Here is a 25,885-nt window from a genome sequence, read left to right as displayed (position 1 = left end):
GGCGGCGATGTCGCGTTAGGACCGTCCTGGCGCGGCTGCGCATCTTTTCAGCAATTGAGGTAGAATTCTGCCCTCAAATAATACCTCTCCCCCGATGGGGCGATACTGCTTCGGCGCGACGACGCAGCCGCCGAGGTCTGCGATGAGTGAATACGATGGATGAATTTGCCGATATTCGGCCCTACCGCGACAGTGAGGTGCGGGAGGTGCTGGATCGCCTGTTAGTTGACGATGAATTACTCAACGCCGTTGCTGCGCTGCGCATGCCAAAAGCCAGCCGTTGGTTCCCAAAGTTGCTGCGACCGCTGATCAGCGCAATTTTGCGCCGGCAGTTTAAGCGCGTTGTGTCTGTGGCAGATTTTCAGCAGCGGGTGAAAAGCTATATGGATAGCATGATCGCTCGTTCCACCAGTGCATTCACGGTATCGGGGCTGGAAAACCTCTCGGCGGATAAGGCATACCTGTTTATCAGTAACCATCGAGATATCGCTCTCGACCCCGCATTTGTGAACTATGCGCTCCATACCAACGGCATGGACACTGTGCGTATCGCGATTGGCGATAACTTGTTGTCCAAGGCTTTTGCTGCCGATTTGATGCGTATTAATAAGAGCTTCATCGTGCAGCGCAGTGCCAAGGGGCCGAGGCAGATGCTGGCCGCATTTAAGAAGCTGTCCAGCTACATTCGCCATTCTCTGCACCAAGAGCGCTCCTCGATATGGATCGCTCAGCGGGAAGGGCGCGCAAAGGACGGCAACGACGCGACCGAAGTTGCGCTGCTAAAGATGATCGGTATGTCGCAGCGTAAGGCTGACGAGAGCTATGCCGAATTTATTGCGGCGATGAATATTGTGCCGGTGAGCATCAGCTATGAATGGGACCCGCTGGATGCGGCCAAGGCCCATGAGCTGGCGCAGATAGAAATGGATGGCCGTTATGAAAAGGCCGAACACGAGGATCTGAAAAGCATCGCGACAGGGATTGTTGGGCAAAAGGGGCATGTGCATGTGCATTTCGGTACGCCAATGAGTGGCGACTACAGCGATGCCAGCGAGCTTGCCCAGGCCATCGATGCCCAGATCATTGGCAACTACCGCTTACACGGCAGCAACCTGTTGGCCTATATGCGCCTGTTTAACGACGAGCGCTGGCGCTCGGTCACCACCGCCGATGTGCCCGCCGCCGAGGTGGCGCACTTTGACGAGCACTTCGCCAATATGCCGCCCGACTATCGGCGCAAGGCGCTAGAGATCTATGCGCGACCGCTGATTAACCAATTGGCATTACAAGAGAGCACCTCTGCGTGAATTTGTCGGGAGCACAATAGTGCTGAGTGATGCGCTAAAACAGCAGATTCAGGGCGCGTACCGCCAGTTTCTTGATAGCAAATCGCTGCGGCCGCGGCTCGGGCAGCGCTTAATGATTGCCCATATTGCGCGCGTGCTGGGTGGGATTAAGCGCAATCAAGACCACAAGCGCAGCGGTGGGGACCACCTGTGTGTGGTGGAAGCTGGCACGGGTACGGGTAAGACCCTGGCCTATGCATTGGCAGCGATACCCATTGCGCGGGAATGTGACAAAACACTGGTGATTGCCACCGCGACCGTGGCTTTGCAGGAGCAGATTCTGCAGCGTGACTTGCCCGATATTTTGCAGCACAGTGGCCTGTCTTTCACCTTGAGTTTGTCCAAAGGGCGCCGCCGTTATTTGTGCCTCTCTAAACTTGACCAGATTCTCAGTGGTGGCGATGCCGCAACCCTACCGCTTTATCCTGATGAGCGCAGCGCCGCGCCTGACAACAGCGCGTTGGCGCTGTATACGCGTTTTGCCGATACCTTGGCGAGTGGCCAGTGGGACGGCGATCGCGATAACTGGGACAGCGTCTTGCCCGAGGAACAGTGGCAGCGCGTCACTACCGACCACGCGCAGTGCAGCGGTCGGCGTTGCAGTCATGTTAAGCAGTGCAGCTTCTTTAAAGCGCGGGAGTCGATGGCTCAAGCCGAGGTGGTTGTGGCAAACCACGACCTCGTGCTGGCCGACTTAGCCTTGGGTGGCGGCGCAATACTGCCGCCGCCGGAAGAGTGCATTTATATTTTCGACGAAGCCCATCACCTTCCCGACAAGGTGATCAATCATTTCAGTGCGAACTTTCGCCTCGGCGCCAGTGAGCGATGGCTGGAACAAGCGGAGCGCAGTATTGCGCCTATTCTGGCCATACCGGCCATGCAAAAGTCACTCAGGGGCCAGTTTGACTCCCTATTGAACCTGCTCGTTGCCGCGCGAGAGGCGCTTAATCCGCTCAGGCCGATATTGGTGGAATTGCTAGAGGGGGCCGTTGAGCGGCAGGGCAATAAGCAGCTGCGCTTTGAAGAGGGCAGGGTTCCCGAGCGACTGGCTGAGCGAGCGCGGGAGTTGCGCGTTGCCTTTGCTGCACTGGTGCAGCATTGCGAGGCCATGAGCGACACCCTCCAGGACGGTTTAGATAAAGGCACATTAGAGCAGCGCCGCGACGAGTTGGAACAGTGGTTGGGCGATGTGTCGGCGATGCGCTTTCGCTGCCAGAATATGCTGGCCCTGTGGCAGTCCTACGCCAGCGATAGCCGCATGGAAAAGCCGCCTATCGCCCGCTGGCTGACGCTGGTTGATGCCGGTCAGGGGCTCAGGGATATGGAGCTCAACAGTAGCCCTATTTTGGCGGCAAAAACCCTTCAGTCGTCACTGTGGTCGCGCTGTTATGGCGCGGTATTAACATCGGCTACGCTTACGGCGCTCGGCAGTTTTAAGCGCTTTAGTATGCGCGCTGGCTTATACGAAGATGCCAGCTTTGAGGTGGTGCCCAGCCCTTTCAATCACGCCGAAGCGGGGCAATTGCATGTGCCTGCGATGAGCTGCGATGCCGGCGATGCCCAGGCGCATACCGACGCATTAATTGAGATGCTGCCGCAGCTGCTGGACAAGGCGGTGGGAAGCCTGGTGCTGTTCGCATCGCGAAAACAGCTGAATGCGGTCTATGAGGGAGTGCCCTTGTCGTTGCGCAGCTTGATACTGGCGCAGGGAGAATTGCCGAAACATGACATTCTGCGGCAGCATCGCGAGCGTCTGGATGCCGGAAAGGGCAGCGTTATTTTTGGCTTGGCCAGTTTCGCAGAAGGGGTCGATTTGCCGGGCAAATACTGCTCGCATGTGGTGATCGCGAAAATTCCCTTTGCCGTGCCAGAGGACCCAGTAGAAGAGGCGCTGGCAGAGTGGATAAGCGCCAATAACGGCAACCCCTTTATGGAAATAACCGTGCCGGATGCGGCGGTTCGTCTTATTCAGGCTAGTGGGCGCTTGCTGCGCAGTGAGTCTGATCGGGGAAAAATCAGTATTCTGGACCGGCGTATAGTCACCCGTCAGTACGGCCGCAAAATGCTCGATTCAATGCCGCCCTACCAACAAGTGATAGAGTAAAGCTGTGAGTGTGTATTACCGCGTGTCTGCGACCCTGATTGATATTGAAGCTGAGCTGCGTCGCATCGGGCATTGGGAAAGCCAGCGGCCGCCCGAGCAGGCACTGCGCAGCGAGCAACCCTTTGCCGTGGATACCTTGACGTTCAGCCAGTGGTTGCAGTTTATCTTTATTCCGCGAATACGCTTTCTTGCTGAGCAGAAGCAGAGCCTGCCGGGGGCGTGTAATATTTCGCCAATGGAGGAGGAGTTTTATCGCGGGCAGAATCTGCCCGTGGCGGAGTTGCTGGCTGCGCTGCGACATATCGACAGCTTATTAAGTCATGGCGGCGACGCGCCGACGCGATAACTCATCGCTCCGGCGCTCAGAGGAAGGGGCTACTTAGCTTGCGCTGCTGTTGTCTTCGGCGGCCATTACCATGCGCACCAGGTGGGCCAGTGAGCGCACGCCCATTTTTTCCATCACCCGGGCGCGGTGAATTTCCACAGTGCGTTGACTGATATCCAGGTCATAGGCAATCACCTTATTGGCCTTGCCTTCAATCATCAGCTCCATAACCTGTTTCTCGCGGGGGGTTAGCTCGGCGAGACGTTCAATAATCTTGTGCTTTTCTTCCAGGTCGGCGCGGTTTTCAGCGTCCGCTGCGATCGCCTGCTGAATCTTACCCAGTAGCTCTTCCTCTCGGTAGGGCTTCTGCACGAAGTCGACAGCGCCGCGCTGCATGGCTTCAACGGCCATCGGAACATCGCCGTGGCCGGTAACGAAGATAATCGGCAAAATGGAGTTTCGCATGTTCAGCTGGCGTTGAAGCTCCATGCCGTTCATGCCGGGCATACGGATGTCCAGTACCATACAGCCGGCCATATCAGTGGAGAAATCCTCTAAAAAGGCATCTGCGCGAGAGTACGCGGCAACGTGGTAGCCTACCGATTCCAAGACCATTTGCAGTGAGTCGCGAACGGCGTCATCGTCTTCAACCAAGTAGACAGTTGCTTCTTTTGTCATTATCCCGTCCTTGCTTTGTCAGGCGTCTTTCGCCCAGATTAGCCGAAATCTATGGGGTTTTGCCAGCTTCATGCAGAAATTCCTCACTGCGATACTGGCGAAGCGCGATCTGAGCCGATAAGCTTCTGGTTTATATGCCTTCGGGCCACCAATATGAAGAAGAAAGGGTGCGCATGAAATCGAAGCGCAGTTTAGTACAGATATACCTCCTCAGCCTGGTTGCCTTGTCGGCAATTCCGCTGGCTGTGCTGGGTTACATCTGGATCGCCAAAGAGTACGAGCGCTACACTCAGCAGAGTGAGGATTGGCGCGACAGTTATATCGAGTCGCGCCGTGAACTGCTGCGTCGCGAGGTCGACAAGGCCGTTGAGTACTTAGAGTTTAGGCGCACTCAGCTCAATCGTCAGCTTTACAACGACCTGCGCCACCAAGTGGCCATTGGTCTGTCCCTCATAGAAAACACACGCAAAGAATATGTGGGGGAGAGCCGTAAGGAACAGCTGAGCCGCTTGCGCACCACAATGAGCTCGCTCAGCTTTCACGACAACAACGGCTTTTTCTTTCTTTTCGATTCCGCCGGGCGGGCAATTTTGCCGCCCATGCATCCTGCTGGTGATAAACGCCTGAGCGACGGCAAGGTACTTAATGCCTTTGCCGAACAGATACGCTCGGTCACACAAAAGAAAAATTACGACTTTGTAGAATACCGAGTCACTGACAGCAGTCGCCCTGGCACCAGTGAGCGCAACTTCAGCTTTGTGTACTACTTTGAGCCGCTTGGCTTGTACATGGGGGCGAGTGTTTACCTGCATGACGAGATTGCGCGCGTTCAGAAAGAAGTTGTTGAGCGTATAGCCGCTGTGCCCGTCGATACCGAAAACTCAATCCTGTTTATGGTGGACGGTGATGGGCGGCAGTTGGTCAATGGCTATGACCCCGAGGCAGTGGGCCAGCCAATGCCGGACGTGCTTGCCGTTACTCAGGGTTTGGACGCCGAAAACAACAGCTTGTTTACCGAGCTGAATTGGCGAGACCGGGAAGGCGGTCAGCAGCCGGTGGTTTCCTATATCCGTCGCTACCAGCCCTGGGGCTGGACCCTGGGCTCGGCAGTGTTTTTGGACGAGCTCAATGCCAAACTGTTGGCTGAGCGCTCTGCCCTGCAGAGCCGTGTAGAAGAACATATTTTATTCATCTTGGTCATCGCCTTCGGCCTGATGTTGTTCTCGATGATCGCGGCGCGCTGGTTGGCCCGGCGCAGTGCGCACGGCTTCAATATCTTTCAGCAGTTTTTTGCCGACGCCAGCAAGCGTTCAACATTTATCGACGTGGAGCGGCTGCCGTTTGCCGAGTTTCAACACTTGGCGGAAGATGCCAACTTCATGGTCGAGAAGCGCACCCAAACGGAGCGCGCGCTTAAACTGAGTGAACGGCGCTTCCAACTAGCCTTGGATGCTGCCCAAAACCACCTCTGGGATCTCGACTTAAGCACTGGCTTAGTGACTGTGGGTGCCAGCTTCTTTCGCTCGCTGGGCTACACCCCTCCGAGCGAGCCCTATGCCGTGGCGGCATTTAAAGAAATTGCCTACCCGGATGATCTGCAGATTATTGCCTCTGCCGTTGATAGTTGGTTGGGTTTGGCAACTGGCAATAGTGTCGAGTTTCGGGTTCGCGACAGCGACGGAAATTACCACTGGATATACAGTCGCGGCGACGTTGTCGAAAACGACGAGCGCGACCAGCCCCTGCGCGCCATGGGTATCATGACCGATATCACTGAGCGCAAGCGCATGGAGCAGGATCTGGTGGATGCGCGTATTGCCGCCGAAGATGCGCTTCATGCCAAGAGCCAGTTCCTTTCAAGCGTGAGCCACGAGCTGCGCACACCGCTTAACGGCGTACTGGGCTACGCGCAATTATTGCAAAAAGAGCAGGGCTTCCCGCCAGACAGCAAAGAGTATTTGCGCGCTATCGAAAGCTGCGGCAAGCACTTGTTGAACTTGATTAACGATGTGCTTGATCTGGCAAAAATTGAAAGTGGCAATATCAATATCGTATGCGAAGCGAATGACCTCGATGATGTTATCGCCAGTGTTGGCGATATTGTCGGCCATCGCGCGAAGTCGAAAGGCCTGGAGTTCATCATTGAGGTTGCCGACGATGTTGAGCGCAAGCTGCAATTCGACGCCGTAAAACTGCGGCAGGTATTGGTTAACCTGCTCGATAACGCCGTCAAGTTCACCAACAGCGGACAGGTAGGCCTGAAGGTTGGTGTTAACGAAGTTGACGATAGCTTGCAGTTTGAGGTTCGCGACTCCGGTATAGGTATTCCCGCCGACAAGCTGCGAGATGTTTTTGAGCCCTTCCGCCAAGTGAATCCTCAAGACGGTAAGGGAACGGGGCTCGGCCTGTCGATCTGTCGCCGCTTGGTAGAGGCGATGGGTGGCAGTTTGAATGTGCGCAGCGAGGAAGGTGTTGGCAGCTGTTTCTACTTCCACATCCCGCTAATGCCCGTGTCAGAACAAAGCTCGCCGTTATTGGATGCGCCCGAAACGCCGGAGCTCGTCGCTGAAGAAGCCGAAATATCGGGTAATCCTGCGGTGATTGTTGCCGACGACGTTGCGGTGAATCGCCAGGTATTGCTGGGCATGCTCGAAGATATTACCGACGACGTTCGAGAAGCGGCGAACGGTCTTGAAGTGATAGAGCGTTTGAAGGAGCGCGACGCCGCCGTTATTTTGATGGATTTGCGAATGCCGGAAATGGACGGCATGGAAGCAACGCGGATCATTAAGCAGGAAATGAAACACGATGTTGCCATTATTATGGCATCGGCCACCACCGACGAGGGAATGGTGGAAGAAGCGCGCTCCTTCGGCTGTGATGATTTCCTTCCCAAACCGATTAGCATGGCAGACCTGTACAAGGTAATGGCGCGATTCTGCGATACCGCCGTGCCGGACGATTCACCGGTGGCGAGCGTTGCGCCGGCGGCGTTAAAAGCGGGATATATCGATGTTTATCCGAACGCATCAGCGTCTGAGGATGTGCCGCTGCCCGAGGAATTACTGGAAAAATTAGCCCACGCGGTAGACCTCGGTGATGTCACCGGGTTGCGAGAACTGCTTGAGGTGCTGCGTAAGCGTCACCCAGAGCAGCGCGAATTGAGCGAAGAGGCCGAGCGCCTCCTGCGTGAATTCGACTTTGAGCGCTTAGGGCAATTGTTCAAGTCAGTAAATGAAGGAGCCGCCGTCGATGGCACCTGATCGCGGCGGAGAGCAGATACTGCTCGTCGACGACAATCCCACCAATCTCCAGGTATTGTTTAAGACGCTTGAAGGCAGTGGCTACCGGCTGTTGGCCGCGCGCGACGGTGAGTCAGCGCTCTACACGGCAAAGCGCGCCAAGCCCGCGCTGATACTGCTGGATGTCATGATGCCGGGGGTCGACGGCTTTGAGGTTTGTGAGCGCTTAAAAGCGGACCCCGAAACCGAAGATATCGTCGTTATTTTCCTCTCGGCATTGACCGATAGTCAGTCCAAAGTACACGGCCTGGCCATTGGTGGTGTCGACTATATCGCCAAACCCTTCCAGGCCGATGAAGTACTCGCAAGGGTGCGCACGCACATCAAGTTGCAGCGCCTGGAGAGAGCGCTCGCCAAGCGAAATAGCGAACTGGAAGATGAGAATCAGCGTATTCTCAACGCCGTGGATGAGGGGATTTTTGGCCTCGACAGCGCCGGAAGGGTTTCCTCGATGAACGCGCGTGCCGCAGAGCTCACCGGCTGGCCACAGGCTGACGCGCTGGGCGAGCCGCTGCTGGCACTGAAACTGTTCCCCGGTGACGACGGCTTAAACCAAGCCTTGTCGCTGCTCTGCGAAGCCGGTGTGAGCTTGCGCAAGAACCACGTTGAGCTAACCGGCAAGGACGGCGAGCTGGTTCAGGTCGCCTTGAGCGGCAGCGCCAGCGCAGAGGGTGGGGCAGTGCTGGTATTGCGCGATATTGGCGAATGGCTGGCAAATCAACAAGCGCTGGAGGCGGCCAGAAACGAGGTGGACCACCAGCGTCAGCACCTGGCGCATATTGAGCGTTTAAGCACCGGGGGCGAAATGGCAGCGGGTATCGCCCACGAGGTCAATCAGCCACTTACCGCAGTGAGTAATTACGCCCGCGTTGCCCAGCGCCTGCTGGCGGACTTACCCGAGGCGCAGCGCAGTAAACTGGACGATGTGCTGAGTAAAATCGGCGTGCAGGCCGAGCGCGCGTCGGCGGTGATTCAGCGGATGCGCAGTTACGTGAAAAAACCCTCAGGGGCGAAGGCGACACTGTCGCTCAATGAATTACTGGAGGACGTGTTGGCGCTGGCGGAGGTGGATTCGAAGGTCAACCGTACTCGCGTAGTGTTTATGGGCGCCAATGACCTGCCAGCAGTCTATGGCGACGAAGTGCAGATTCAGCAAGTCGCCCTGAACCTGATTCGCAATGCGATGGAGTCGACCGCGGCGGCGCAAAGCACCAGGCCGGTTGAGGTGAGTACGTTTTTCGCCAACGGCCGGGTTGGTTTTCGCGTTCGTGATTTTGGTCTCGGTCTCGCAAAGGAAGTGGAAGAGCAGTTATTCAGCCCCTTCGTCACTTCCAAAGAGGGAGGGATGGGGATTGGTCTGTCAGTGTCCCAGACGATTATGCAGGGCCATGGCGGCGATATCGCCTACGAGGCCAACCCGGGTGGCGGGGCAGTTTTCTGTTGCGAATTTCCCGTTGCACAAGATCCAGCGTTGACGGATTCGCGTGACTCCGCCAGCGACTGAACAGGGGCAGCTCGAGCTGGAGGGCCTGTCGGTGCGCTACGTGGTGCGTCGCCAGTCGCAACGCCGCAGGCGCTTGGCGTTGCGCGTTTCCCCGAGCGGCGATGTTGAAGTTCGCGTGCCGCAACATACTCCCCAGCACGAAATTGATGCAATGCTTCGCCGTCACGGCCGGTGGCTGAGGTCGTGTATTGAGCAGGCAGTGCCGGCGGCGCCGGCTCCTCAATATCGCTGTGGCGACTATTTTTCCTATCTGGGTGAGCGTTGGCAATTGCGCGTTGAGCCGGGGCGTGGCACGAGTATTTTTCCCGAACAGCGCTTGCTGGTTATCAAAGCCAGAGATCGAAGCCCGGAAAATATTCGCCGCTTGTTTTTATGCTGGTTACGCGATCGCAGCCGCGACTATTTTGCCGCTCGCCTAACGCAGCTGTCGGCGAGCCTGCCGTGGCCGCAGCCGCTGCCGCCGCTGCGTGTCAGGGCAATGCGTTCGCGCTGGGGGAGCTGCTCAAGGCGCGGTATTTGCTTGAATACCCGCCTGATGAAGGCGCCGCCACTGTGCATTGATATGGTCATTGTTCATGAGCTGTGTCACATCCGCGAGATGAATCACAGCAGCGCTTTTTACGCGTTGATGGATGCGGCCATGCCGGGCTGGCGAGACGCGAGCCGACAGCTGGATGCATTGAGTGATCAGCTGCTGGTTGATTGACGCTGGTGATGTGCCGACACGGCGGTGAACAGCAGCACGCTGCTTTCTATTAACGACTCGCGGCTTTCGTGATAGCCATTTAACACCCAGCGCCGCGCCATTTGCACCACGGCGCCCACCAACCCTGCATAGACCATGCTGTCATTGGCGGGTTTGCTGAACTCGGCAATACCCAGCACCTGAGCAAGTTCGCCGATCAATTCGGCAAACTCTTCCATCGCTTGATAGTAGAGCGTATCCATCGCTTTGCTCACGCCAAAGATCTCAAACAGGATGACCCGCGCCAGCTCCGGTTGTTTCTCCAGGGTTTCAAAAAACGCACTTAGCCCGGTGCGCATGGTTTGCTCAGTCGATAAGCCGGGAGCGGCAATGGCATCCAACATCGCGTCGCGAAGCAGGGCGGTTTGCTGTTGATACAGCTCGCCAAGCAGCGCCTCGCGGTTTGCAAACGACTCGTAGAAATAACGCTCTGTTAACCCCGCCGACGCACACAGACTGCGAACGGTTGCGTTGCTGTATCCCTGAGAAGACACCACTTCCAGCGCCGCCTGCAGAAGAAGCTGGCGGCGTTCAGCGCGTCGCGCATCGGGGCTTTGGCCGCGATAAGAGCGGCGGCGTGCGGGGCTTGAATTTGTCATGGGCAAAATTTTGACATGGCGCGTTGTCAAATGTAAAGTGACAACATGCATTGTCAGAATGGCATCGGTTCTGACGGACGGAGAGTCTTTTACCAAAGAGCGGCGCAGCGGCGCTGAGAGAACAATGAGCAAACAACAAGACTACGATTTTGATTATTTGGTGGTGGGGTCAGGTTTCGGCGGTTCCGTTTCGGCTCACCGGCTCACGCAGAAGGGCTATTCGGTTGCCGTGGTTGAATCGGGGAAGCGTTGGAATGCCGACAACTTGCCCGCCAGCAACTGGCGTTTTTGGCGTTGGCTGTGGCGCCCTCTGCTTGGCTTAAAAGGTTTCTTCAATATTCGCTGGTTCCGGCATGTGCTGATCTTGCAGGGCAACGCTGTTGGCGGCGGGTCGGTGACGTATGCCAACACGCTGTTGGTGCCCAAGGAAACGGTGTGGGATGACGGCAGCTGGGCGGGCCTGACTAACTGGAAGCAGGTTATGCCCCGGCATTACGATTCTGCCAGGGCGATGTTAGGGGTCACAGAAAATCGCATCCTTGGGCCCGCAGATCATGCGCTGAAAGAGATTGCTGACGACTGGGGCTGTGGTGACACGTTCTACCGAACACAGGTGGGCGTGTTTTTCGGCAACGAAAAGGATGAGCCGGGCACCCGTTATAACGACCCTTACTTTGGTGGCGATGGTCCGGCGCGTAACAGCTGTATCGCCTGTGGTGGTTGCATGGTTGGTTGCCGGCACAATGCCAAGAATAGCCTGGATAAAAACTACCTTTACTTTGCAGAAAAGCAGGGCGCAAAAGTATTTGCCGAGAGCAAGGTCGTCGATGTGCGACCACTCGGCGATGCCCAAGGCTCGCAGGGCTATGACGTCACGGCGATAAGCAGTACCTCTTTATTTCGCAAAAATGTCCGTCGCTGGCGAGTGCGCTCGGTTGTGTTCGCGGCCTCGTCACTGGGCACTCAAGACTTGTTATTTAAACTGCGCGACAAAGGGTCGCTGCCAAATATTTCGTCGCAACTGGGTCGCCGGGTGCGAACCAATGCAGAGTCGTTGATTGGGGTTCGTGTGCCGGGCAATCCGGAAATGGATAAGGGGATTGCGATAGGTTCGGGGGTGTACCTGGATGAGCACACGCATATCGAAGCAACGCGTTATCCAAAAGGGTCCGACGCGATGGGCATGCTGGTTACGGCAATGACGCGCGGCGATACAAGTGCCACGCGCATCGCTGTGTGGATCAAGACCGTACTCAAGCTCCTGCTAACCCGTCCCCTGCAGGGGATTCGCATGCTGATCCCCTTTGGTATGGCCTCGCAAACGATTATTTTTCTGTGTATGCAAACCCTGGAAGGGCATATCGATATGCGCTACCGGCGCCCTTGGTACTGGCCCTTTAGCAAGAAAATGCTAAGTCATGGCGAACGCATTCCCACGTATATTCCTCAGGCCAGCGATTTCGCCCAGCGGGCGGCGGAAAAGCTGGGTGGAATGGCGGGAAGTTTGCTTACAGAGGTGCTCTTTAATATTCCGGCCACCGCGCATTGTATGGGCGGTGCGGCGATGGGGCGCTCTGCTGACGAGGGGGTGATTGACTACCGCAACCGGGTGTTTGGCTACCAAAACATGTATATCTGTGACGGTTCCATGCTGGGCGCGAACCTGGGTGTAAACCCCTCGCTCACCATCACAGCCTTGACTGAGCATGCCATGAGTCACATTCCCGCCAAGCAGGAGCTCGCCGACGAAAACGCTGCCCCTAGCAGCGCTGCTGCCTAGGGGCAGCCTCCGCCCCGAAAACAGGGTCCAGGCTTAGAGTGGCAGTTGTAGTGACGCGTGGCCGCCGAGCTCGCGTTTGCCTGCTGCTGTCACGCTGATTTCCGCCCTCAGCGAGCGGCCGAGGGTATAGCGGATGCCGGCGTTGCCGGTATCTCGCTCGTAGCGGTGCTCAGCGTAGTTGTAACCCATAACGAGGGCAAATCGTCGGGTAACGTTCAAGCTCGCCGAGAGGTTGACGTCGCGACGCTGTGGCGCCTCGCCAAAGCGTGCTCTTGGCACAAGGTCACCCATGATCTGCACATCTCCCCAGGGGCGTCGATAGTCGATCCCGGCGATCACCCGGCTGCGTTGGCGGTAGAGGTCACCGCTGGCACCTCGCAGGGATTCGGTATACAAGTCTTTGACTAACAGGTGCAGGCCGACATGGCCAATGGTATGCCGCATGCCGAGGTCAGCATTGAGCTGCACGCGGTTCTTAATGTCGGTGTCCCAGTCGAACACTTTATTCTTTTCGTAGTCATCGTAATCGATGCGACGCTCAAGCAAGCTGATGACCTGTATCTTGCCCAGAATTCCAAATTCAGTATTCGGCAGAGCGTCCAGGCGGAAGTGATAATTAATGCCTGCGTGGTTTTCCAGCACGGCGGAGATATCCATGTAGGATTCTAGGTCGGGGCCGCCAAACAGGCCGGTTATTCCGGCGAAGCGCAGGCGATTTTCATCGCCTTCGTCATAGTAAAAGCGCGCAGTGCCACGCAGCTCGCTGCCCAGCCGGTAGTGAAACGGGCTCTCATTGGATGTTGCCAGAATAATTGTGCCGCGGCTGCGCAGGCTGGTGGTTGCGCCGTCCAAGGCTTCGAGCGCGTCGACTAAATCTTGTTCGTCACCCGGAATCAACAATAGGCCTCGCGACCTCGCCTCGAGATTTTCGCCTTCTTCTTTTACCTCCAGTGCTTTGTCCAGCAGGTCGTCCCTGTCGTCGAAGTAGATCTCGCCGTAACTGTAGAGCAGGGTTTCTTTTGGGTCGCGGCTGGTTTGTGCGTCAGCCGGATTGTTGTCCAGTGCGCGCAGGTCCACGGGTTTTGAGTGCTGTGCGATGGCAATACAGCTGTACAGGTAGCAGGGGATAAGCAGTAGCTTAAGAAGTCGGCTCACTTGGGGCTCCGGTGTCGCGGCGCGACAGCTAGGCCGCATATTATGGTGTTTTGGCGAGGATAGCGGGGGCAGCTCAGGGCGGCAAGCGTCGGCGTAGATTCTTGTGTATGATTCTGAGCGTCGGCGATGACCGACAAATAACAATAACGATGTAGAGCGACTCATGACTTCCTATGTTTCTGAGATAGCGCAGCGTAAAACGGTGTGCAGTTATCCCCGGGTTTTAACAGCTATTCACTGGTTGGTCGGCGGCGTGTTTCGGCTGCGAGGGTGGCGTTTTCAGATGCCTGCGCCGGCGCCGCGCAAATATGTGATGGTCGTTGCGCCGCATACCAGTAATTGGGACTTTTTCTTGATGGTAGCGCTTGGCGCGGCGCTGGGGCGACAGGTGCGCTTTATGGGCAAGCACAGCTTATTTCTCGGTCCGCTTGGGAGCTTGCTGCGTTGGTTAGGTGGTATTGCTGTAGAGCGCACAAGTCGACATAACTTCGTTGAGCATATGGTTGAGCAATTTCACAATACCGATGACATGGTGCTAATTATTGCCCCGGAAGGTACACGCAAAGCAGTAGAGCGCTGGAAGGGCGGCTTCTACCACATTGCTGCAGGGGCGGGTGTGCCCATTGTGCCGGTGTATCTTGATTACGCGGAAAAACGGGTTGGCTTCGCGTCGCCGTGTATGCCTACCGGCGATATGGACGCGGATATGGTCGATATCCAGCAGTGCTATGAGCGCGTCACTGCTCGTCATCCCTCCGGCGATAGCAGCCACCCCGCCAAAGGTAGGTAGATTACCCAATAACCCTGGGCGGTGTGCTTGCTGACAATGTAATTTTACCTAAAACAGCTACACTCAGCGCATTACCACAGCGAGGCAGCAAGTCATGAATGAGTTCTGGCGCAGTATCCTGGGGCCGGAAATGCCACCCCATGGTCACTGCTACCTATGGAATGAGCAGCTGGTGTTTCTGCACGTTCTTAGCGACACCTTAATTACCCTGTCTTACTTCACGATTCCCATTGCTTTGATTGTCCTCGTTAAGCGGCGTGACGATCTCAAGTTCAATTACATGTTCTTGATGTTCGCGGTGTTTATTTTTGCCTGTGGTACCACGCACTTAGTGAATATTCTGAATGTTTGGTACGGCGCTTATTGGTTAAGCGGCACCATAAAAGCGATAACGGCCATCGCCTCTGTCGGCACGGCAATACTTGTGTGGCCCCTGATCCCCAAAGCCCTGGCGTTGCCGAGTAACGCGCAGTTGGTCGAGCTGAACAATCAGTTACAGAATGAAATTGCGGAGAACCGTCGTAAACAAGAAGAGGTGGAGCGTTTGTCGGCAGACTTGCAGAGCCTTGTTACCCAGCGCACCGAAGAGCTCGCCGAAGCGCGGTTGAATAAAACCCTACTCGAAAAGACCAATGAGTCGCTCAGCAATAGCAATACGGCACTGGAAGAATTCTCGCGCGCCAGTACCGAGGGCTTTGTCGAGCCCTTGAGGGTTATCGATGTATACAGCAAGCGCCTGCAAGAGCGCGCTGGCCAGGAGTTGAGCGAGGAATCGCGGCAATGGTTAAGCAAAGTCCGTGAGGCAAGCAGCCAGGCGTCGCGCTTGAATGCCGGCTTGCAGCGTTATAGCCAGCTGCCCTTGAATGAGCCCGTTGAGGAATTGAGCCTGGACAGCTTGGTGTCGCGAATTATCGACGACGAGGCGATGGCCGATGTCGTGAGCATTCAACCGCCCGGCTTGGGTACCGCCGTGCTGCCGGGTGGAACGCTGACCTTGGTTATCAGAGAATTATTGCGCAACGCCAAACGCTTCAGTGGCCAGCGCCCATTGCGAGTGGATATCGGCCGCTTACCCGACCCCACGACGGGTGGCCTCGCGCTGTTTGTACGGGATAACGGCCGCGGGATTCCCGCTGCCCAGCAGAAGCGTGTCTTTGCGCTCTTCGAGCAATTTCATTCGGAGGGCGAGGGTGTTGGCCTGGCGTCTATTCGCCGCCTCGTTAGTGAATATGGTGGCCGTGTCAGTGTTATCAGTGACGGTGAGAGTGGCAGCGAGTTCCGCGTTGAATTCCCGCTGCTATAATCCGCTCACTTTTTGCCCGCTGACTCGTCGATTTTGTCGAGAATGCGGGTAGCGGTGTCGTTGTCCTCTTGCCAGAGTTGACGGGCTAACCTCGCTGCGGTGTCGCGGCTTGTCACTAGGTGCTGCCGAAAGCGCCGACAGGGGCCGCAAATCATCAGGTGCATTTTAAATTGCAGGCCTGCCCAACCGCGCGGCGGGTTATCGAGGTGGTCACTGGCCAAATGGCTTACTTCCTTGCAGCTTAGCATTCCCCCGTCTCCTGAAAGTGGTCGACAACGTCTAATAGCTTGAGTCGCGCTCGGTGAAGTAATACGCGTACATTGCTTTCGCTTAGCAGCAATTGATCGGCAATATCACTCAGTGGCATTTGCTCTAAATCACGCAGCATAAACACCGCTTTTTGGTTCTCCGGTAGCAACGTTAATGTGTGCTCGATACAACAGCGCAACTGGTCTTCCTCTAGCAGGCGTTCCGGCGTGCCCAGTTCCCAATGCGCGGGCGGGATTTGCCAGTGGCCATCGGCGGCGAAACGGCTCTCCGCGAGCGCCGCAGGAAGCTGTTCGGTATCGGCTACATTCATGTGGCGCTTCTCCTTGCGAAGTCGCGATTTGGCCTCGTTACTGACGATCTGGATCATCCAGGTCGATAGTGCAGAGCGTCCCTCGAAGCGGTTTATCGCCCTGAATATTGAGGTCCAGGCTTCCTGTACCACATCCTCGGCAAAAACATCACCAATAATGGCGCGGGCTACAATGAGCAGGCGCTGATTGTAGCGCACAATAAGGTCCCTGAATGCGGCGTTGTCACCGCTTTGCAGGCGCTCGAGCAGGGCGTCGTCTTGCGTTACTTGTGACACGCGTAGTGGCCTTCGTTTTATTGCGAAACGTAGGCCATAGTGTCCCTGATAACGAGACCCGACGGCAATGCATGACGGTAAAATTGCTGACATCTTTAGCGGCGTTGTCGCGTCACATAACGGTGGAGGCCGTCATCGATACTCACGTAGCGCCCTCCGCCCATTTTGATCAGGGCCAGTAGCATAATGAAATAGGTGGCTGCGAACTCGATGCCGTTGTTGAGGATCACGAAGTTGCCGCTCTCGGTCAGCCAATCGTAATGGCCGTGCTCCTGAAGAATGGATTTTGCCGCGTCCAGTTTTTCCGCTGCGGCGTCAACACGGGCATTTGCAAAGGGGGCACTCGCATCGGCGATCGCCTGCCAACCAAAGGACCAGTGCACGGTGGTGGCGGCCACCAGCATGGTGACGGCGAGCGGCACCGCTATCCAGCGTGTGGCCAGGCCAACGAGTAGCAGTGCGGCGCCCGCCAGCTCAGTGGCAGTAGCCAAGCCTGCCATCAGTGTTGGCATGGGTAGCCCCAGGCCCCACTCGGGGTTGCCAAACCAGGCGACGGTATCGTCGAAATGGCGGTACTTATTGCTGCCTGCCATCCAAAATATTGGTACCAGATAGAGCCGAATCAGCAGTGACGGCAGACCAGAGAGCGGTGTCAGCAGGCGCCCTAGTCCGCTGTGTAGGCGAGTGACCGTGTCAGTAGCGATCTGGAGAAACGTCATGGCGAGCATCCTTATTTATATAGGTATGCGCCATAGACGAACCGCGTTCGCCATTGTTACACCGTCTGGAAATATTCCAGCGATGCCAATAAATTTTATTAATTCGCTGTAACAACTTTCTCTGTGAGTCATCTATGCTGTAACGCAGGTGCTTTTCGCTGGCGTCAATTAAACTTTCTAAACGAGGTAGTACATCCATGAATAAATCAAAAATGACAGCACTGACCGCCGCCATGTTCGCTTCAAGTCTTGCTTCCGCTGCGGTGAGCGATAGCGGCAACCCCTTCAGTGCGCAATCGCTGAGCAGTGGCTATCAACAAGTGGATTTTGGTAAGCACGCTGAGGGTAAATGCGGCGAAGGCAAGTGTGGTGGCAAAAAGGCCAGCGACGAAGGTAAATGCGGCGAGGGCAAGTGCGGTGGCAAAAAAGCCAGCGACGAAGGTAAGTGCGGCGAAGGCAAATGTGGCGGCAACAAAGCCCGTGACGAAGGCAAGTGCGGCGAGGGTAAATGTGGCGGCAACAAAGCCCGTGACGAAGGCAAGTGTGGCGAAGGCAAGTGCGGCCACTAAATTCGTGGCGGCAATAGCGCCGCCCACTCCTCTTTTCTGGTAAAGGTCGCCAGCGCTATTTATAGTGTTCGGCGGCTGCGCCACAGCGCAGTCCTATTATCGGTATGTTGGGCGGTGTTGTGGCAGGTTTTCCTTTTCGATTTTCACAAGACAGGCGGCGCTTAGCCATTGGCGTTGGCTTGTCCCTGCTCACTGTTTTCCTGTCGGCGAGCGTTGCCGCGGTCGGTAAACATTTGTCGGGAATGCAGGTGCCGGTATCGGCAATGATCGTTGCTCAGTACAGCATATCCTTTGTTTTTACCCTACCCAGTGTTGCGCGCGGCGGCGTTTCCAGCTTGCGTAGTGAGCGCCTGCCCATGCATTTGTTGAGGGGCTTAAGCGGAGTCGCATGCTTCTACTTCTACTTTTTTGCGCTCAGTAAAATTTCACTGTTAGAAGCCACGCTGTTGCGCAACAGCGCACCATTGATGGTGCCGCTGTTAATATTTTTGGCGTTGCGAGAGCCGGTGAGCCGTCGCAGCTTGCCACCGTTACTGCTGGGTTTTGCCGGGGTGGTGTTGGTGCTGCGGCCGGGCTTTGCGGAGTTGAGCATCTGGCATTTGGTTGCGCTGGGCTCGGGCTTGGGCCTGGCTATTTCTATGATTACCACCCGTATGTTGGCGTCCACTGAACCCGCAAATCGGATCTTGTTCTATTACTTCGCCGTGTCCCTGATGGTCAGCGTGCCGTTTTTTCTCTGGCAGGGCGGCGACGTGCATCTCTCGGCCTACCCTTGGTTGCTGTATATGGGGGTGGTGATCTACTTGTGCTTTCTACTGTACACCTGGGCTTATCGTTATGCCTCGGCATCGGTGCTCGCGCCGACCAGTTATTTTGCGGTGGTCTTTGGCGGGCTGCTGGATTGGCTGATCTGGGGGCTGCTGCCAGATACGCTCACACTGATTGGCATTGCGCTGGTGATTCTTGGCGGTGTGATGGTTGTCGGCGGCCGCGACGATGCAAAAACATAAGCGGTGCTCATAGGCTCTTGTACAGTGGCGCGAGGGCCGGTTTGGCGGGACTCTCGGCCTGCTGCTTTCTGTAGGCCGCTGCGGTCTGTAGCAACGCGGCGTAATCCACACAGGGCTCGGCGGCGCGATAAAGTTCGGCGTTGATATTGTCAACGTGAGTGGCAAAGGCGGGTTCGTGGGCGACGAGCTCCGCTAAACTGCGATAGCCGTCTTGCTGGTGAGAGGCCCAGTCTTGTAACGCCGCTCTCGCGGCGCGGGCATCGCGCTGTTTGCAGGCCTTTTTCAGCCTTTGGTAAGCCGCCTTTTCGTGTTGGTCATTCTTCTTCTCAACATCCCGGAGAGGAGGCTCTGTGCGATCACGACGGCGTAGCAGCGCCCACAGGCAGAGAAGGTTGGTGCAAATTAATAGGGCAATAATTATCTGGTAGGGCGCCAGTGGAGTGTCTGTGGAAATTGCTGGGCCGCTGAGCGGGGTTGCCGAGGGCGCAGCTTGCGACGCTGCGGTTTCGATAGCCTCATCGCCGGACGCGCCCGGTGCGGGGCTTACAACTAACTCCCGGGCGGGTAATACCGCAAGCTCGGCGCGGTTAGTGCGCGTGTTCCACCAGGCAAGCTTTATTTCGGGCAGGGTGTAGCGCCCGGCTTCGTTGGCGATCATCGCTGTGGATTCGCTGCGCAGGCCAACCAGTATTTGTTCATCTTTGTTATTTTGCAGCACTGGCTGGTCAGGGTAGAGCTTGGCCCCTGCCAGGTCGTAGCGAGGCAGTGCAGGTAGCTGCGCTGCCATCAGCCCCTCGGCGCGAATATCCACGCGACGGGTAATCGACTCGCCCACCTGCAGTTGCTCGGGGTCGCTGCTCCACTCTTCAAATATCTCTACGTTGCCTGCGGGCAGCCATAGCGCGCCGTCGAAGTCTGCGGGGGGGGATTGAATATCAATCTCCATGGGCGGACTGCGACGTACCAGTAAACGGCCTGGGTCTAACAGTGAAGGGCGGTAGCTTTCCACGCGCGCTTGCAGCGTCAACGCAGGTATCTCCAATGTGCCACTGCGCTGAGGGAAAACGGCGTAGCGGCGTTCAATAACCTGAAAGCTGCGGCCATCAATGCGTTGGCGGTAACGACTCTCCCCGAGTGATTCGACCAGGGCATTGTCGACTTCCAGGGGATCCAGGGTGGCGTCGAGAAAATTCACCGAGCTGTATAGCTTGACGCTGTATTCCAGCATTTGCTGAACATAGCCGCGACGCGGCGTGATATCCGCTTCTAACCACACTTGGCGATTGTCAGTATTCTGGCGTCGCGCGCTGTTTGACGGCGTGACGCGGATGCTTATCGCCTTGGTTTGTTTGTTGCCCATGGTGATGGCGGGTATGGTCAGGTCGCCTTCGCGCTTCGGGGCCAGCGTGTAGTCCCACTGACGGCTGCTGCTGATTTTGCCGTTGACGATATTGGTACGGCTGCTCTGCTGTCGGTTCAGAATATGGAAATCATTGCTCAGCTCGCTTACATCGGGCTCACCGCTGAATAAAATGCTGTCGGCCGACAAGGTGAGGTTGAGGGTTTCCTCCAGGGCGACTTGATTGCGGTCGACCGAGGCACGTACTGTGGTTTCGGCCTGCGCGAGGCCGCTACAGCAAAGCGCAAAAAAGCTCAGCCACAAGGTCGCTAGATACTTAATACGGGGCATAGTTTTCGGCCTCCGGCAGCTCGCCTTGGCGGCGGCGCTGATCATATTGGTATTGGAATTTGTTGCGAAGCAGCGTATCCGAGCTGTCAGGAATATTTCTCAGCCACTGTTCTTGCGCTTGTTCTTCCTCTGACAGCGGCGCCTGAACGGCGCCAGCAGCAGACGCTGCTTCGGCATTTTCTGGGGGCGTAGTGCTGTCGCTTTGCCGGGCGACGGCGTCGTTTCGCGCATCGTCATTCTCACCGCGCTGTTGCGCGTGCTGCTCGGCGAGAGCCTTCTGGTTCGCCGTGTTTTCTGAAGCAGGTGCGGCGTCGGAGTCGTCGGTGCCTGGATCCTCTGATGGGGCGGCTTGCTGTTCCCCCGATGACTGTTGCGGGTTTTCGCCTTTGCTATTTCCGCCTGCGCTGGTGGCATTGTTGTCAGCCGCGGCGTTGTTACTTTGCGGGTCGCCGCCTTGTTCTTGGTTTTCAGCGTCGTGATTTTGAGAGCTCTGGTTTTCAGAGGCCTGATTTTCAGAACCTTTGTTTTCAGAGCCCTGGTTTTCAGAACCCTCGTTTTTAGAACCCTGGTTTTCAGATCCTTGGTCGCCGCCTTGCTGCTGTTGTTTTGTTAATTGCTCTACTAATGCCTTGTTGGCTTTGGCATCGGCCATGTCGGGCTGGCGGTGCAACGCTTGATCGTAGGCCTTCAAGGCCTCGTCCAGTTTTCCCGCCTTGGCCAGTGCGTTGCCACGGTTATAGTGAGCGTCAGCGGAGTCTCGCTCTGCGAAAGCATCCGCCGCCGCGGCATAGTTGCCGGCGCGATAGTGGGCGCTGCCGCGCCACATTGGATCGCGGAACATGTCTGCGGCTTCTGCGGGCGCATCCTGAAAGCGCTGCATTGCTTGTTGATCGGCGGTTTTCCACGGGTGCTGCCAGTCCAGCGCATAGCTGTGCTCGGGCTGGGTGAGTATCGCGAGGAATACAATCAGCATGGCACCGCGCCGGAAGGCCAGCAGGGCAAAGGGCAGCAGGAGCAGGGCTAACCACTGGCCGCCGTCTTGCCACTGCTCGAAGGTTTGCTGCTGTGTACTCTCTTCAAATTGTTGGCTGCCAGCGGCCAGTTTGCGCAGGGCGGAATCGCTCCGGGGCGCGCGTAAGTTAATGTACTGGCCCCCGGCTTTGCGGGCCAGGGCCTGCATCAAGGCCTCTGGCATACTGGCGACAATGGTGTTGCCTTGTGAGTCCTTTAAAAAGCCCCCTTCCGGCAGGGGGATAGGCGCGCCCTGTTCACTGCCCACACCGATAATTGAAACCGGGTAAGAGGACTGGTCGACAAAGCCCTCCAGTCCCTTTAGCTGCTGTGCAGAAAAGCCATCGCCGATAAGAAGAATGTGGCCGCTGGGGCTACCCGCATTGTCGAGTAGCTGCTGCGCCTGGACGAGTCCGCTAAGGGGGTTGCTGCCTTGCACAGGCATCATAGCTGGATGGAGGGCGGGCAGCAGCGTATTGAGGGTGTTGCCATCATCGGTGAGCGGCGCTACCACAAAGGCGTCGCCCGCACTGGCCACCAAGCCTGTTTGGCCGTCGGCGCGCAGTGCCAGCAGATCGCGTATGGCATATTTAGCCCGCTGCAGGCGCGACGGTTGTAGGTCTTCGGCAAGCATGGAGGGGGACAGGTCCAGCACAATCGCCAAGCCGCCTCGGTCTTCCAATACGGGACTTGGCAGGCGTTGCCAGCTCGGTCCCATCAGTGCCAGCCAGCACAATAATCCCGCCAAGAAAACTGGCCACAGGCGCCGAGAATAGCGGCCTCGCGGTTGCTCAAGGAGGTGGGGCAATAAGCCAGGGTCGATAAATTGTTGCCACTGCTGCGCCGAGCGCTGCTGGCGAAGGTGCAGCCATAAGCACAGCAGTATTGGCAGTGCGCTCCACACCCACTCGGGACGCAACCAGTGTAGCGTTATCATTGCGATCTCCTTTGCGCCAGCGCAATCGCCAGCGCGGCGATTAGCGCTGCGGTCAATGGCCAGTGAAGGAGGGAGCGTCGCGGCCGAATCTGTTGCTGTTCCTGCTCAATTGGCTCTAACGCGGCAATGGCATTGTAGGCCGCTTGCAGTTCTTCTGTATTGCGCGCGCGGTAATATTCTCCGCCGGTTTGGTGGGCGATTTCGCGCAGTGTTTTTTCATCCAGGTCGGCAGAGGGGTTAATTTTTCGCGCCCCTAGCCGACTGCCAAAAAGCCCTGGTACTTCCATTTCTGTTGCCCCGACACCAATGGTGTAAATGCGGATATTCTCACGCTGGGCTACGGCAGCCGCCTCTAAGGGCGGTAGGGTGCTGGCGGTGTCGGCACCATCGGTTAATAAAATTACCACGCGGCTATTTTCAGGGCGTTTGCGCAGTCGCTTGATGGCAAAGCCAATGGCATCGCCGATGGCGGTTTGTTTGCCAGCGAAGCCAACCTCGGCTTCATCCATTAGCTGGCCGAGAGTCGCCAAGTCGAAGGAGAGCGGGGATTGAATGTAGGCGCGCGAGCCGAATAGGATGAGTCCGAGCTTGTCGCCTCGGCGCTGGCGGACAAATTCGTTGACGACTGCCTTTACGACAGTAATGCGAGGCAGGGCGCTGCCTTGAACTTTCATATCTTGCTGAGCCATCGACCCTGAGATGTCGACTGCCAGCATTAGATCCCTGCCGGTGCTGGGAAGCGCCTGAGGCTCACCCACCCACTGTGGACCACTGGCGGCGGCAAGCAGGCTGAGCCAGAGCAGCCAATGTGCAATGACAAGCGGGCTTTTGGTGTTTTTTATGCTGAGGCTTTCGCGGTCGCGAAGCTGCATCAGTTGGTGGTAAAACGGCACCCGCAGGGCGCTTCGCACGGCCTGCTCGCTTGCGGGTTTGCTCAGTGCCCTAACGATGAGTGGCAGGGGCAGCAGCAACAACAGCCATGGCCACTGTAAACTCAGCATCCCTTCGCTCTCCTGTGCGTGCGCAGCCATGTGCTTACTGACCTATGCAGCCCGTCGCGATCAGTCAGCTGCGACGTTGCCTGATAAGCGGCGGTCTCCAGTTCGGCAAACTGCTGGGTAGTAAACACAGGGTGCTTGCAGTAACTATTTAACAGCTCGCACCAGGCGTCGCCTCGTGCAGTAGCGGCGCGTTGGCCATCAAGCTGTAAAGCGACTCGGCGCAGCAATTGATTGGCGCTCGCGGCGTAAAGGCTGTCATCGCTTTGCTGCGTGAGCCTTTCGAGTTCCGCCAGCGCGGCGCGGCGATAGGCGTTGCGGTTGTAGCGGCGGCGCCAATACAGCGCACCGGTGAGGGCGACCAACAACAGCAGTCCGAGCAGGGCAAACCAGCCCCAGGCCCAGGGAAAATCAGCTGGCGGTGGCGGTAGGTGGATGTCGGCGAGTCGGGCCAATGGGTCAGTGGGCCTTGGCGTCATGTTAGCCGGATCTCCCTGCTGAGGATGTCCAGTAGGTCGTCATCGGTATGCAGTGGTAAGAAAACAACGCCCAGCTGACGAAGTTGTTGTTGAAGCGTTTGCTGGGCCTGTGCGATGTGATCGCGGTAGTGCTGTTGTAGCCGCTGGTCGATATTAATGACCGAACGCTGCTGGCCATCGCTGAGGGGCAGCGCACCTTGCAGCGGCAAGCGCAGCTCGAGCGGGTCGTTGATGCCCAGCGCGACAATGTCGTTGTGACGTGACAGCAGCAGCAATTGCTTGTGGGCCTCGTCATCGTAGTCGTGAAAATCGCTCAAGATAAACACTGATGAGCCCGGCCTGGTGATGCGCCGAAGCTCCTCCAGCGCTGAGGACAGGGCTTGTTGTTTATCCTCTGCGGGTGCTTGGAGTAGCCGCTCGCTGTACTCGCAGGCACTGTTTAACAAATGCAGTACTGCTCGGCTGCTGCGCTTAGGCCGGAACTCGTTGTGGCGGTCGTCGGAAAAAATAAGGCCGCCGACTCGGTCATTGCTGTCCAGACCATTCCATGCCAGCAGCGCCGCGGCGTGGCAGGCCATGACTGACTTAAAGCAATGGCGGCTGCCAAAGGCCATCGGCCGACGCTGGTCCAGGCAAATAACAATCGGCCGCTCGCGCTCTTCTTCAAACACGCGGGTGTGCGGCTTGGTGGTGCGCGCGGTTACCCGCCAGTCGATGTGGCGAATCTCGTCGCCGCCCTGGTAAGCGCGAAGTTGTTGGAAGCTTAAGCCGCGACCTTTGAAGGGCGCCGGGTGATTGCCGGTTTGTCGGGCGACGTGGCGCCGTTGTTGGCGCAGGCGAAGTTGCCGCGCGGTCAGTCTGGCGGCTATCAGCGCAGCGCGGTTAACACTCGCGCCGCGAACTACGTAGTTCATCGATTCTGTTGAAGACGTCGCTTTGGCCATAGCGGTTTAGGCAACGGGTACGCAATGAATCAGTCGGTCTATCAATTGGTCGCGGGCAACGCCCTCGGCCTCAGCGGCGAAGCTGATAATTAAACGGTGGCGGAGCACGTCGTGGGCAACAGCTTGGACATCATCCGGGCTAACGTAGTCTCGGCCGGCCAGCCAGGCATGGGCACGCGAGCAGCGGTCCAGAGCGATGGTTGCTCGCGGGCTGGCGCCGACATCGAGCCACTGGTCGAGCTGTTGATCCCACTGGCCGGCATTGCGCGTCGCGACGACCAGTTGCACGATGTACTGCTCCACGGCGTCGGCCATATGAATATCCAAAGCCTGCTGCCTTGCCGAAAATATCGCCTGCTGACTGATTTGCGGGGCAGCGCTTTGCTCGCCCTGTGCCTCGTTGCGTACGCTGCGCAGAATGGCCAGCTCGGCTTCTGCACTGGGGTAGTCGACATTGACATGCATCAGGAAGCGGTCGAGCTGAGCCTCTGGCAGTGGGTAGGTACCCTCTTGCTCAAGCGGGTTTTGGGTTGCCATTACCAAGAACAAGGAGTCCAGGGCGTAGCTGTGGCTGCCGACGCTGACCTGCCTTTCCGCCATGGCTTCCAGCAGTGCGGACTGCACTTTAGCCGGGGCCCGGTTGATCTCGTCGGCCAGCAACAGATTGTGGAATATGGGGCCGCGCTGGAACTCAAACACGCCGGTTTCGGGGCGATAGATTTCGCTACCGGTGACATCGCCAGGTAGCAGGTCCGGGGTGAACTGAATACGCTGGAAGCTGCCCTCAATGGCATCGGAGAGGGTTTTGATCGCCTTGGTTTTCGCCAGGCCGGGGGCGCCTTCAACCAGCAGGTGGCCGTCTGCCAACAGGGCAATAAGCAGGCGTTGGGTGAGTTGCTGCTGGCCGATAATCTGGCTGTTCAACCAGTCGTGGAGCTGGCTGATGTGTTGGTGTTCGGTCATTTAAGGTCTACCTGTGACAATATTCTTATGTGCCCGATGGTGGGGGCATTTGTGCCATTTTCAAGCGCTGCTGGGGCG

23 protein-coding genes are annotated in these 25,885 nt (G+C 57.1%); 11 read left to right on the top strand and 12 right to left on the bottom strand.

The annotated features are described in order from the left end of the window. Positions 1–155 precede the first annotated feature (155 nt). From AC2Q8J_RS07270 to AC2Q8J_RS07260, 3 genes are read left to right on the top strand one after another with little or no spacing between them, the layout of a single operon-like run. The gene (locus AC2Q8J_RS07270) at positions 156–1,307 is read left to right on the top strand and encodes a 1-acyl-sn-glycerol-3-phosphate acyltransferase (protein ID WP_204995357.1); all 1,152 of its coding nucleotides are present in this window, start codon (positions 156–158) and stop codon (positions 1,305–1,307) included. Between the two features lie 19 nt (positions 1,308–1,326). Continuing rightward, positions 1,327–3,450 carry an ATP-dependent DNA helicase DinG gene (gene dinG / locus AC2Q8J_RS07265; RefSeq protein ID WP_486452525.1) on the top strand — a complete coding sequence of 708 codons (2,124 nt, stop codon included), beginning with the start codon at positions 1,327–1,329 and terminating at the stop codon, positions 3,448–3,450. A gap of 4 nt (positions 3,451–3,454) precedes the next feature. Next, positions 3,455–3,796, top strand: a complete 342-nt coding sequence (locus AC2Q8J_RS07260; RefSeq protein ID WP_486452524.1) for a YqcC family protein — start codon at positions 3,455–3,457, stop codon at positions 3,794–3,796. A 33-nt stretch (positions 3,797–3,829) separates the two neighbouring features. Here the strand turns inward: AC2Q8J_RS07260 and fixJ are convergent, their stop codons facing one another. After that, complete coding sequence (fixJ, locus tag AC2Q8J_RS07255; protein ID WP_204995096.1) at positions 3,830–4,453, bottom strand: response regulator FixJ; 624 nt, start codon at positions 4,451–4,453, stop codon at positions 3,830–3,832. Between the two features lie 173 nt (positions 4,454–4,626). Here fixJ and AC2Q8J_RS07250 point away from each other — a divergent pair, with 173 nt between their 5' ends. Genes AC2Q8J_RS07250 through AC2Q8J_RS07240 form a run of 3 tightly spaced genes read left to right on the top strand, consistent with a single transcriptional unit; the run spans position 4,627 to position 9,965 of the window. Next, positions 4,627–7,716 (top strand): cache domain-containing protein, encoded by a 3,090-nt coding sequence (locus AC2Q8J_RS07250; RefSeq protein ID WP_486452523.1) that lies wholly within the window; start codon positions 4,627–4,629, stop codon positions 7,714–7,716. Then, on the top strand, positions 7,706–9,259 hold the full coding sequence (locus AC2Q8J_RS07245; RefSeq protein WP_486452522.1) for an ATP-binding response regulator: 1,554 nt from the start codon (positions 7,706–7,708) through the stop codon (positions 9,257–9,259). The genes AC2Q8J_RS07250 and AC2Q8J_RS07245 overlap by 11 nt, the downstream gene beginning before the upstream one ends. Continuing rightward, positions 9,240–9,965 (top strand): M48 family metallopeptidase, encoded by a 726-nt coding sequence (locus AC2Q8J_RS07240; RefSeq protein ID WP_286694338.1) that lies wholly within the window; start codon positions 9,240–9,242, stop codon positions 9,963–9,965. The genes AC2Q8J_RS07245 and AC2Q8J_RS07240 overlap by 20 nt, the downstream gene beginning before the upstream one ends. On the opposite strand, the gene AC2Q8J_RS07235 is transcribed toward AC2Q8J_RS07240, so the two are convergent. Then, entirely contained in the window at positions 9,947–10,603 is a 657-nt protein-coding gene (locus AC2Q8J_RS07235; protein WP_204995100.1) for a TetR/AcrR family transcriptional regulator, read from the bottom strand. The two genes, AC2Q8J_RS07240 and AC2Q8J_RS07235, sit on opposite strands and share 19 nt — an antisense overlap. Before the next feature lie 124 nt (positions 10,604–10,727). Here AC2Q8J_RS07235 and AC2Q8J_RS07230 point away from each other — a divergent pair, with 124 nt between their 5' ends. Then, on the top strand, positions 10,728–12,383 hold the full coding sequence (locus AC2Q8J_RS07230; protein WP_486452521.1) for a GMC family oxidoreductase: 1,656 nt from the start codon (positions 10,728–10,730) through the stop codon (positions 12,381–12,383). Between the two features lie 33 nt (positions 12,384–12,416). Here the strand turns inward: AC2Q8J_RS07230 and traF are convergent, their stop codons facing one another. Then, a complete protein-coding gene (gene traF, locus AC2Q8J_RS07225) occupies positions 12,417–13,538 on the bottom strand; it encodes a conjugal transfer protein TraF (protein WP_424145182.1) in 1,122 nt (373 codons plus the stop codon). Between the two features lie 163 nt (positions 13,539–13,701). On the opposite strand from traF, the gene AC2Q8J_RS07220 reads away from it, so the two are divergent. Both AC2Q8J_RS07220 and AC2Q8J_RS07215 read left to right on the top strand, forming a co-directional pair. Beyond that, on the top strand, positions 13,702–14,328 hold the full coding sequence (locus tag AC2Q8J_RS07220; protein ID WP_486452520.1) for a lysophospholipid acyltransferase family protein: 627 nt from the start codon (positions 13,702–13,704) through the stop codon (positions 14,326–14,328). A 94-nt stretch (positions 14,329–14,422) separates the two neighbouring features. Further along, positions 14,423–15,631 carry a sensor histidine kinase gene (locus AC2Q8J_RS07215; RefSeq protein WP_286837533.1) on the top strand — a complete coding sequence of 403 codons (1,209 nt, stop codon included), beginning with the start codon at positions 14,423–14,425 and terminating at the stop codon, positions 15,629–15,631. 5 nt (positions 15,632–15,636) lie between these two features. On the opposite strand, the gene AC2Q8J_RS07210 is transcribed toward AC2Q8J_RS07215, so the two are convergent. From AC2Q8J_RS07210 to AC2Q8J_RS07200, 3 genes are all read right to left on the bottom strand, one after another. Continuing rightward, positions 15,637–15,879, bottom strand: a complete 243-nt coding sequence (locus tag AC2Q8J_RS07210) for a zf-HC2 domain-containing protein (RefSeq protein WP_286837531.1) — start codon at positions 15,877–15,879, stop codon at positions 15,637–15,639. Next, the gene (locus AC2Q8J_RS07205) at positions 15,873–16,487 is read right to left on the bottom strand and encodes a sigma-70 family RNA polymerase sigma factor (protein ID WP_286837529.1); all 615 of its coding nucleotides are present in this window, start codon (positions 16,485–16,487) and stop codon (positions 15,873–15,875) included. Before AC2Q8J_RS07205 ends, AC2Q8J_RS07210 begins: the two co-directional genes overlap by 7 nt. A 95-nt stretch (positions 16,488–16,582) precedes the next feature. Beyond that, positions 16,583–17,206: an HvfX family Cu-binding RiPP maturation protein gene (locus tag AC2Q8J_RS07200; RefSeq protein ID WP_486452519.1), complete on the bottom strand. Its 624-nt coding sequence runs from the start codon at positions 17,204–17,206 to the stop codon at positions 16,583–16,585. A 197-nt stretch (positions 17,207–17,403) separates the two neighbouring features. On the opposite strand from AC2Q8J_RS07200, the gene AC2Q8J_RS07195 reads away from it, so the two are divergent. After that, positions 17,404–17,775, top strand: coding sequence for an HvfA family oxazolone/thioamide-modified RiPP metallophore (locus AC2Q8J_RS07195; RefSeq protein ID WP_204995108.1), 372 nt, complete (start codon positions 17,404–17,406; stop codon positions 17,773–17,775). A 119-nt stretch (positions 17,776–17,894) separates the two neighbouring features. Then, positions 17,895–18,785, top strand: a complete 891-nt coding sequence (locus AC2Q8J_RS07190; RefSeq protein ID WP_486452518.1) for a DMT family transporter — start codon at positions 17,895–17,897, stop codon at positions 18,783–18,785. Between the two features lie 7 nt (positions 18,786–18,792). Here AC2Q8J_RS07190 and AC2Q8J_RS07185 read toward each other — a convergent pair whose 3' ends face one another. The 6 genes from AC2Q8J_RS07185 to AC2Q8J_RS07160 are packed head-to-tail and all read right to left on the bottom strand — an operon-like array spanning position 18,793 to position 25,807. Then, entirely contained in the window at positions 18,793–20,475 is a 1,683-nt protein-coding gene (locus AC2Q8J_RS07185; protein ID WP_486452517.1) for a BatD family protein, read from the bottom strand. Beyond that, entirely contained in the window at positions 20,462–22,423 is a 1,962-nt protein-coding gene (locus tag AC2Q8J_RS07180) for a vWA domain-containing protein (RefSeq protein WP_486452516.1), read from the bottom strand. The genes AC2Q8J_RS07185 and AC2Q8J_RS07180 overlap by 14 nt, the downstream gene beginning before the upstream one ends. Continuing rightward, entirely contained in the window at positions 22,420–23,424 is a 1,005-nt protein-coding gene (locus tag AC2Q8J_RS07175) for a VWA domain-containing protein (protein WP_486452515.1), read from the bottom strand. Before AC2Q8J_RS07175 ends, AC2Q8J_RS07180 begins: the two co-directional genes overlap by 4 nt. Then, positions 23,418–23,900 carry a DUF4381 domain-containing protein gene (locus AC2Q8J_RS07170; RefSeq protein WP_424145188.1) on the bottom strand — a complete coding sequence of 161 codons (483 nt, stop codon included), beginning with the start codon at positions 23,898–23,900 and terminating at the stop codon, positions 23,418–23,420. Before AC2Q8J_RS07170 ends, AC2Q8J_RS07175 begins: the two co-directional genes overlap by 7 nt. After that, positions 23,897–24,814, bottom strand: coding sequence for a DUF58 domain-containing protein (locus AC2Q8J_RS07165; protein ID WP_286694352.1), 918 nt, complete (start codon positions 24,812–24,814; stop codon positions 23,897–23,899). Before AC2Q8J_RS07165 ends, AC2Q8J_RS07170 begins: the two co-directional genes overlap by 4 nt. A gap of 36 nt (positions 24,815–24,850) precedes the next feature. Further along, positions 24,851–25,807 (bottom strand): AAA family ATPase, encoded by a 957-nt coding sequence (locus AC2Q8J_RS07160; RefSeq protein ID WP_286694353.1) that lies wholly within the window; start codon positions 25,805–25,807, stop codon positions 24,851–24,853. Positions 25,808–25,885: the final 78 nt, after the last annotated feature.

The sequence above is a fragment of the Spongiibacter sp. C9W genome (assembly GCF_057370015.1).
The sequence above is the reverse complement of the archived record's forward strand: the minus strand, read 5'-3'. Positions and strand labels throughout refer to the sequence as shown.

Coding starts and splice junctions, on each gene's coding strand:
- AC2Q8J_RS07215 (WP_286837533.1), top strand. CDS start 14,423: ATGAATGAGTTCTGGCGCAGTATCCTGGGGCCGGAAATGCCACCCCAT.
- AC2Q8J_RS07175 (WP_486452515.1), bottom strand. CDS start 23,424: ATGCTGAGTTTACAGTGGCCATGGCTGTTGTTGCTGCTGCCCCTGCCA.
- AC2Q8J_RS07170 (WP_424145188.1), bottom strand. CDS start 23,900: ATGACGCCAAGGCCCACTGACCCATTGGCCCGACTCGCCGACATCCAC.
- AC2Q8J_RS07230 (WP_486452521.1), top strand. CDS start 10,728: ATGAGCAAACAACAAGACTACGATTTTGATTATTTGGTGGTGGGGTCA.
- fixJ (WP_204995096.1), bottom strand. CDS start 4,453: ATGACAAAAGAAGCAACTGTCTACTTGGTTGAAGACGATGACGCCGTT.
- AC2Q8J_RS07250 (WP_486452523.1), top strand. CDS start 4,627: ATGAAATCGAAGCGCAGTTTAGTACAGATATACCTCCTCAGCCTGGTT.
- AC2Q8J_RS07180 (WP_486452516.1), bottom strand. CDS start 22,423: ATGATAACGCTACACTGGTTGCGTCCCGAGTGGGTGTGGAGCGCACTG.
- AC2Q8J_RS07220 (WP_486452520.1), top strand. CDS start 13,702: ATGACTTCCTATGTTTCTGAGATAGCGCAGCGTAAAACGGTGTGCAGT.
- AC2Q8J_RS07270 (WP_204995357.1), top strand. CDS start 156: ATGGATGAATTTGCCGATATTCGGCCCTACCGCGACAGTGAGGTGCGG.
- AC2Q8J_RS07200 (WP_486452519.1), bottom strand. CDS start 17,206: ATGACGTTTCTCCAGATCGCTACTGACACGGTCACTCGCCTACACAGC.
- AC2Q8J_RS07210 (WP_286837531.1), bottom strand. CDS start 15,879: ATGCTAAGCTGCAAGGAAGTAAGCCATTTGGCCAGTGACCACCTCGAT.
- AC2Q8J_RS07165 (WP_286694352.1), bottom strand. CDS start 24,814: ATGAACTACGTAGTTCGCGGCGCGAGTGTTAACCGCGCTGCGCTGATA.
- AC2Q8J_RS07185 (WP_486452517.1), bottom strand. CDS start 20,475: ATGCCCCGTATTAAGTATCTAGCGACCTTGTGGCTGAGCTTTTTTGCG.
- AC2Q8J_RS07195 (WP_204995108.1), top strand. CDS start 17,404: ATGAATAAATCAAAAATGACAGCACTGACCGCCGCCATGTTCGCTTCA.
- AC2Q8J_RS07245 (WP_486452522.1), top strand. CDS start 7,706: ATGGCACCTGATCGCGGCGGAGAGCAGATACTGCTCGTCGACGACAAT.
- AC2Q8J_RS07235 (WP_204995100.1), bottom strand. CDS start 10,603: ATGACAAATTCAAGCCCCGCACGCCGCCGCTCTTATCGCGGCCAAAGC.
- AC2Q8J_RS07160 (WP_286694353.1), bottom strand. CDS start 25,807: ATGACCGAACACCAACACATCAGCCAGCTCCACGACTGGTTGAACAGC.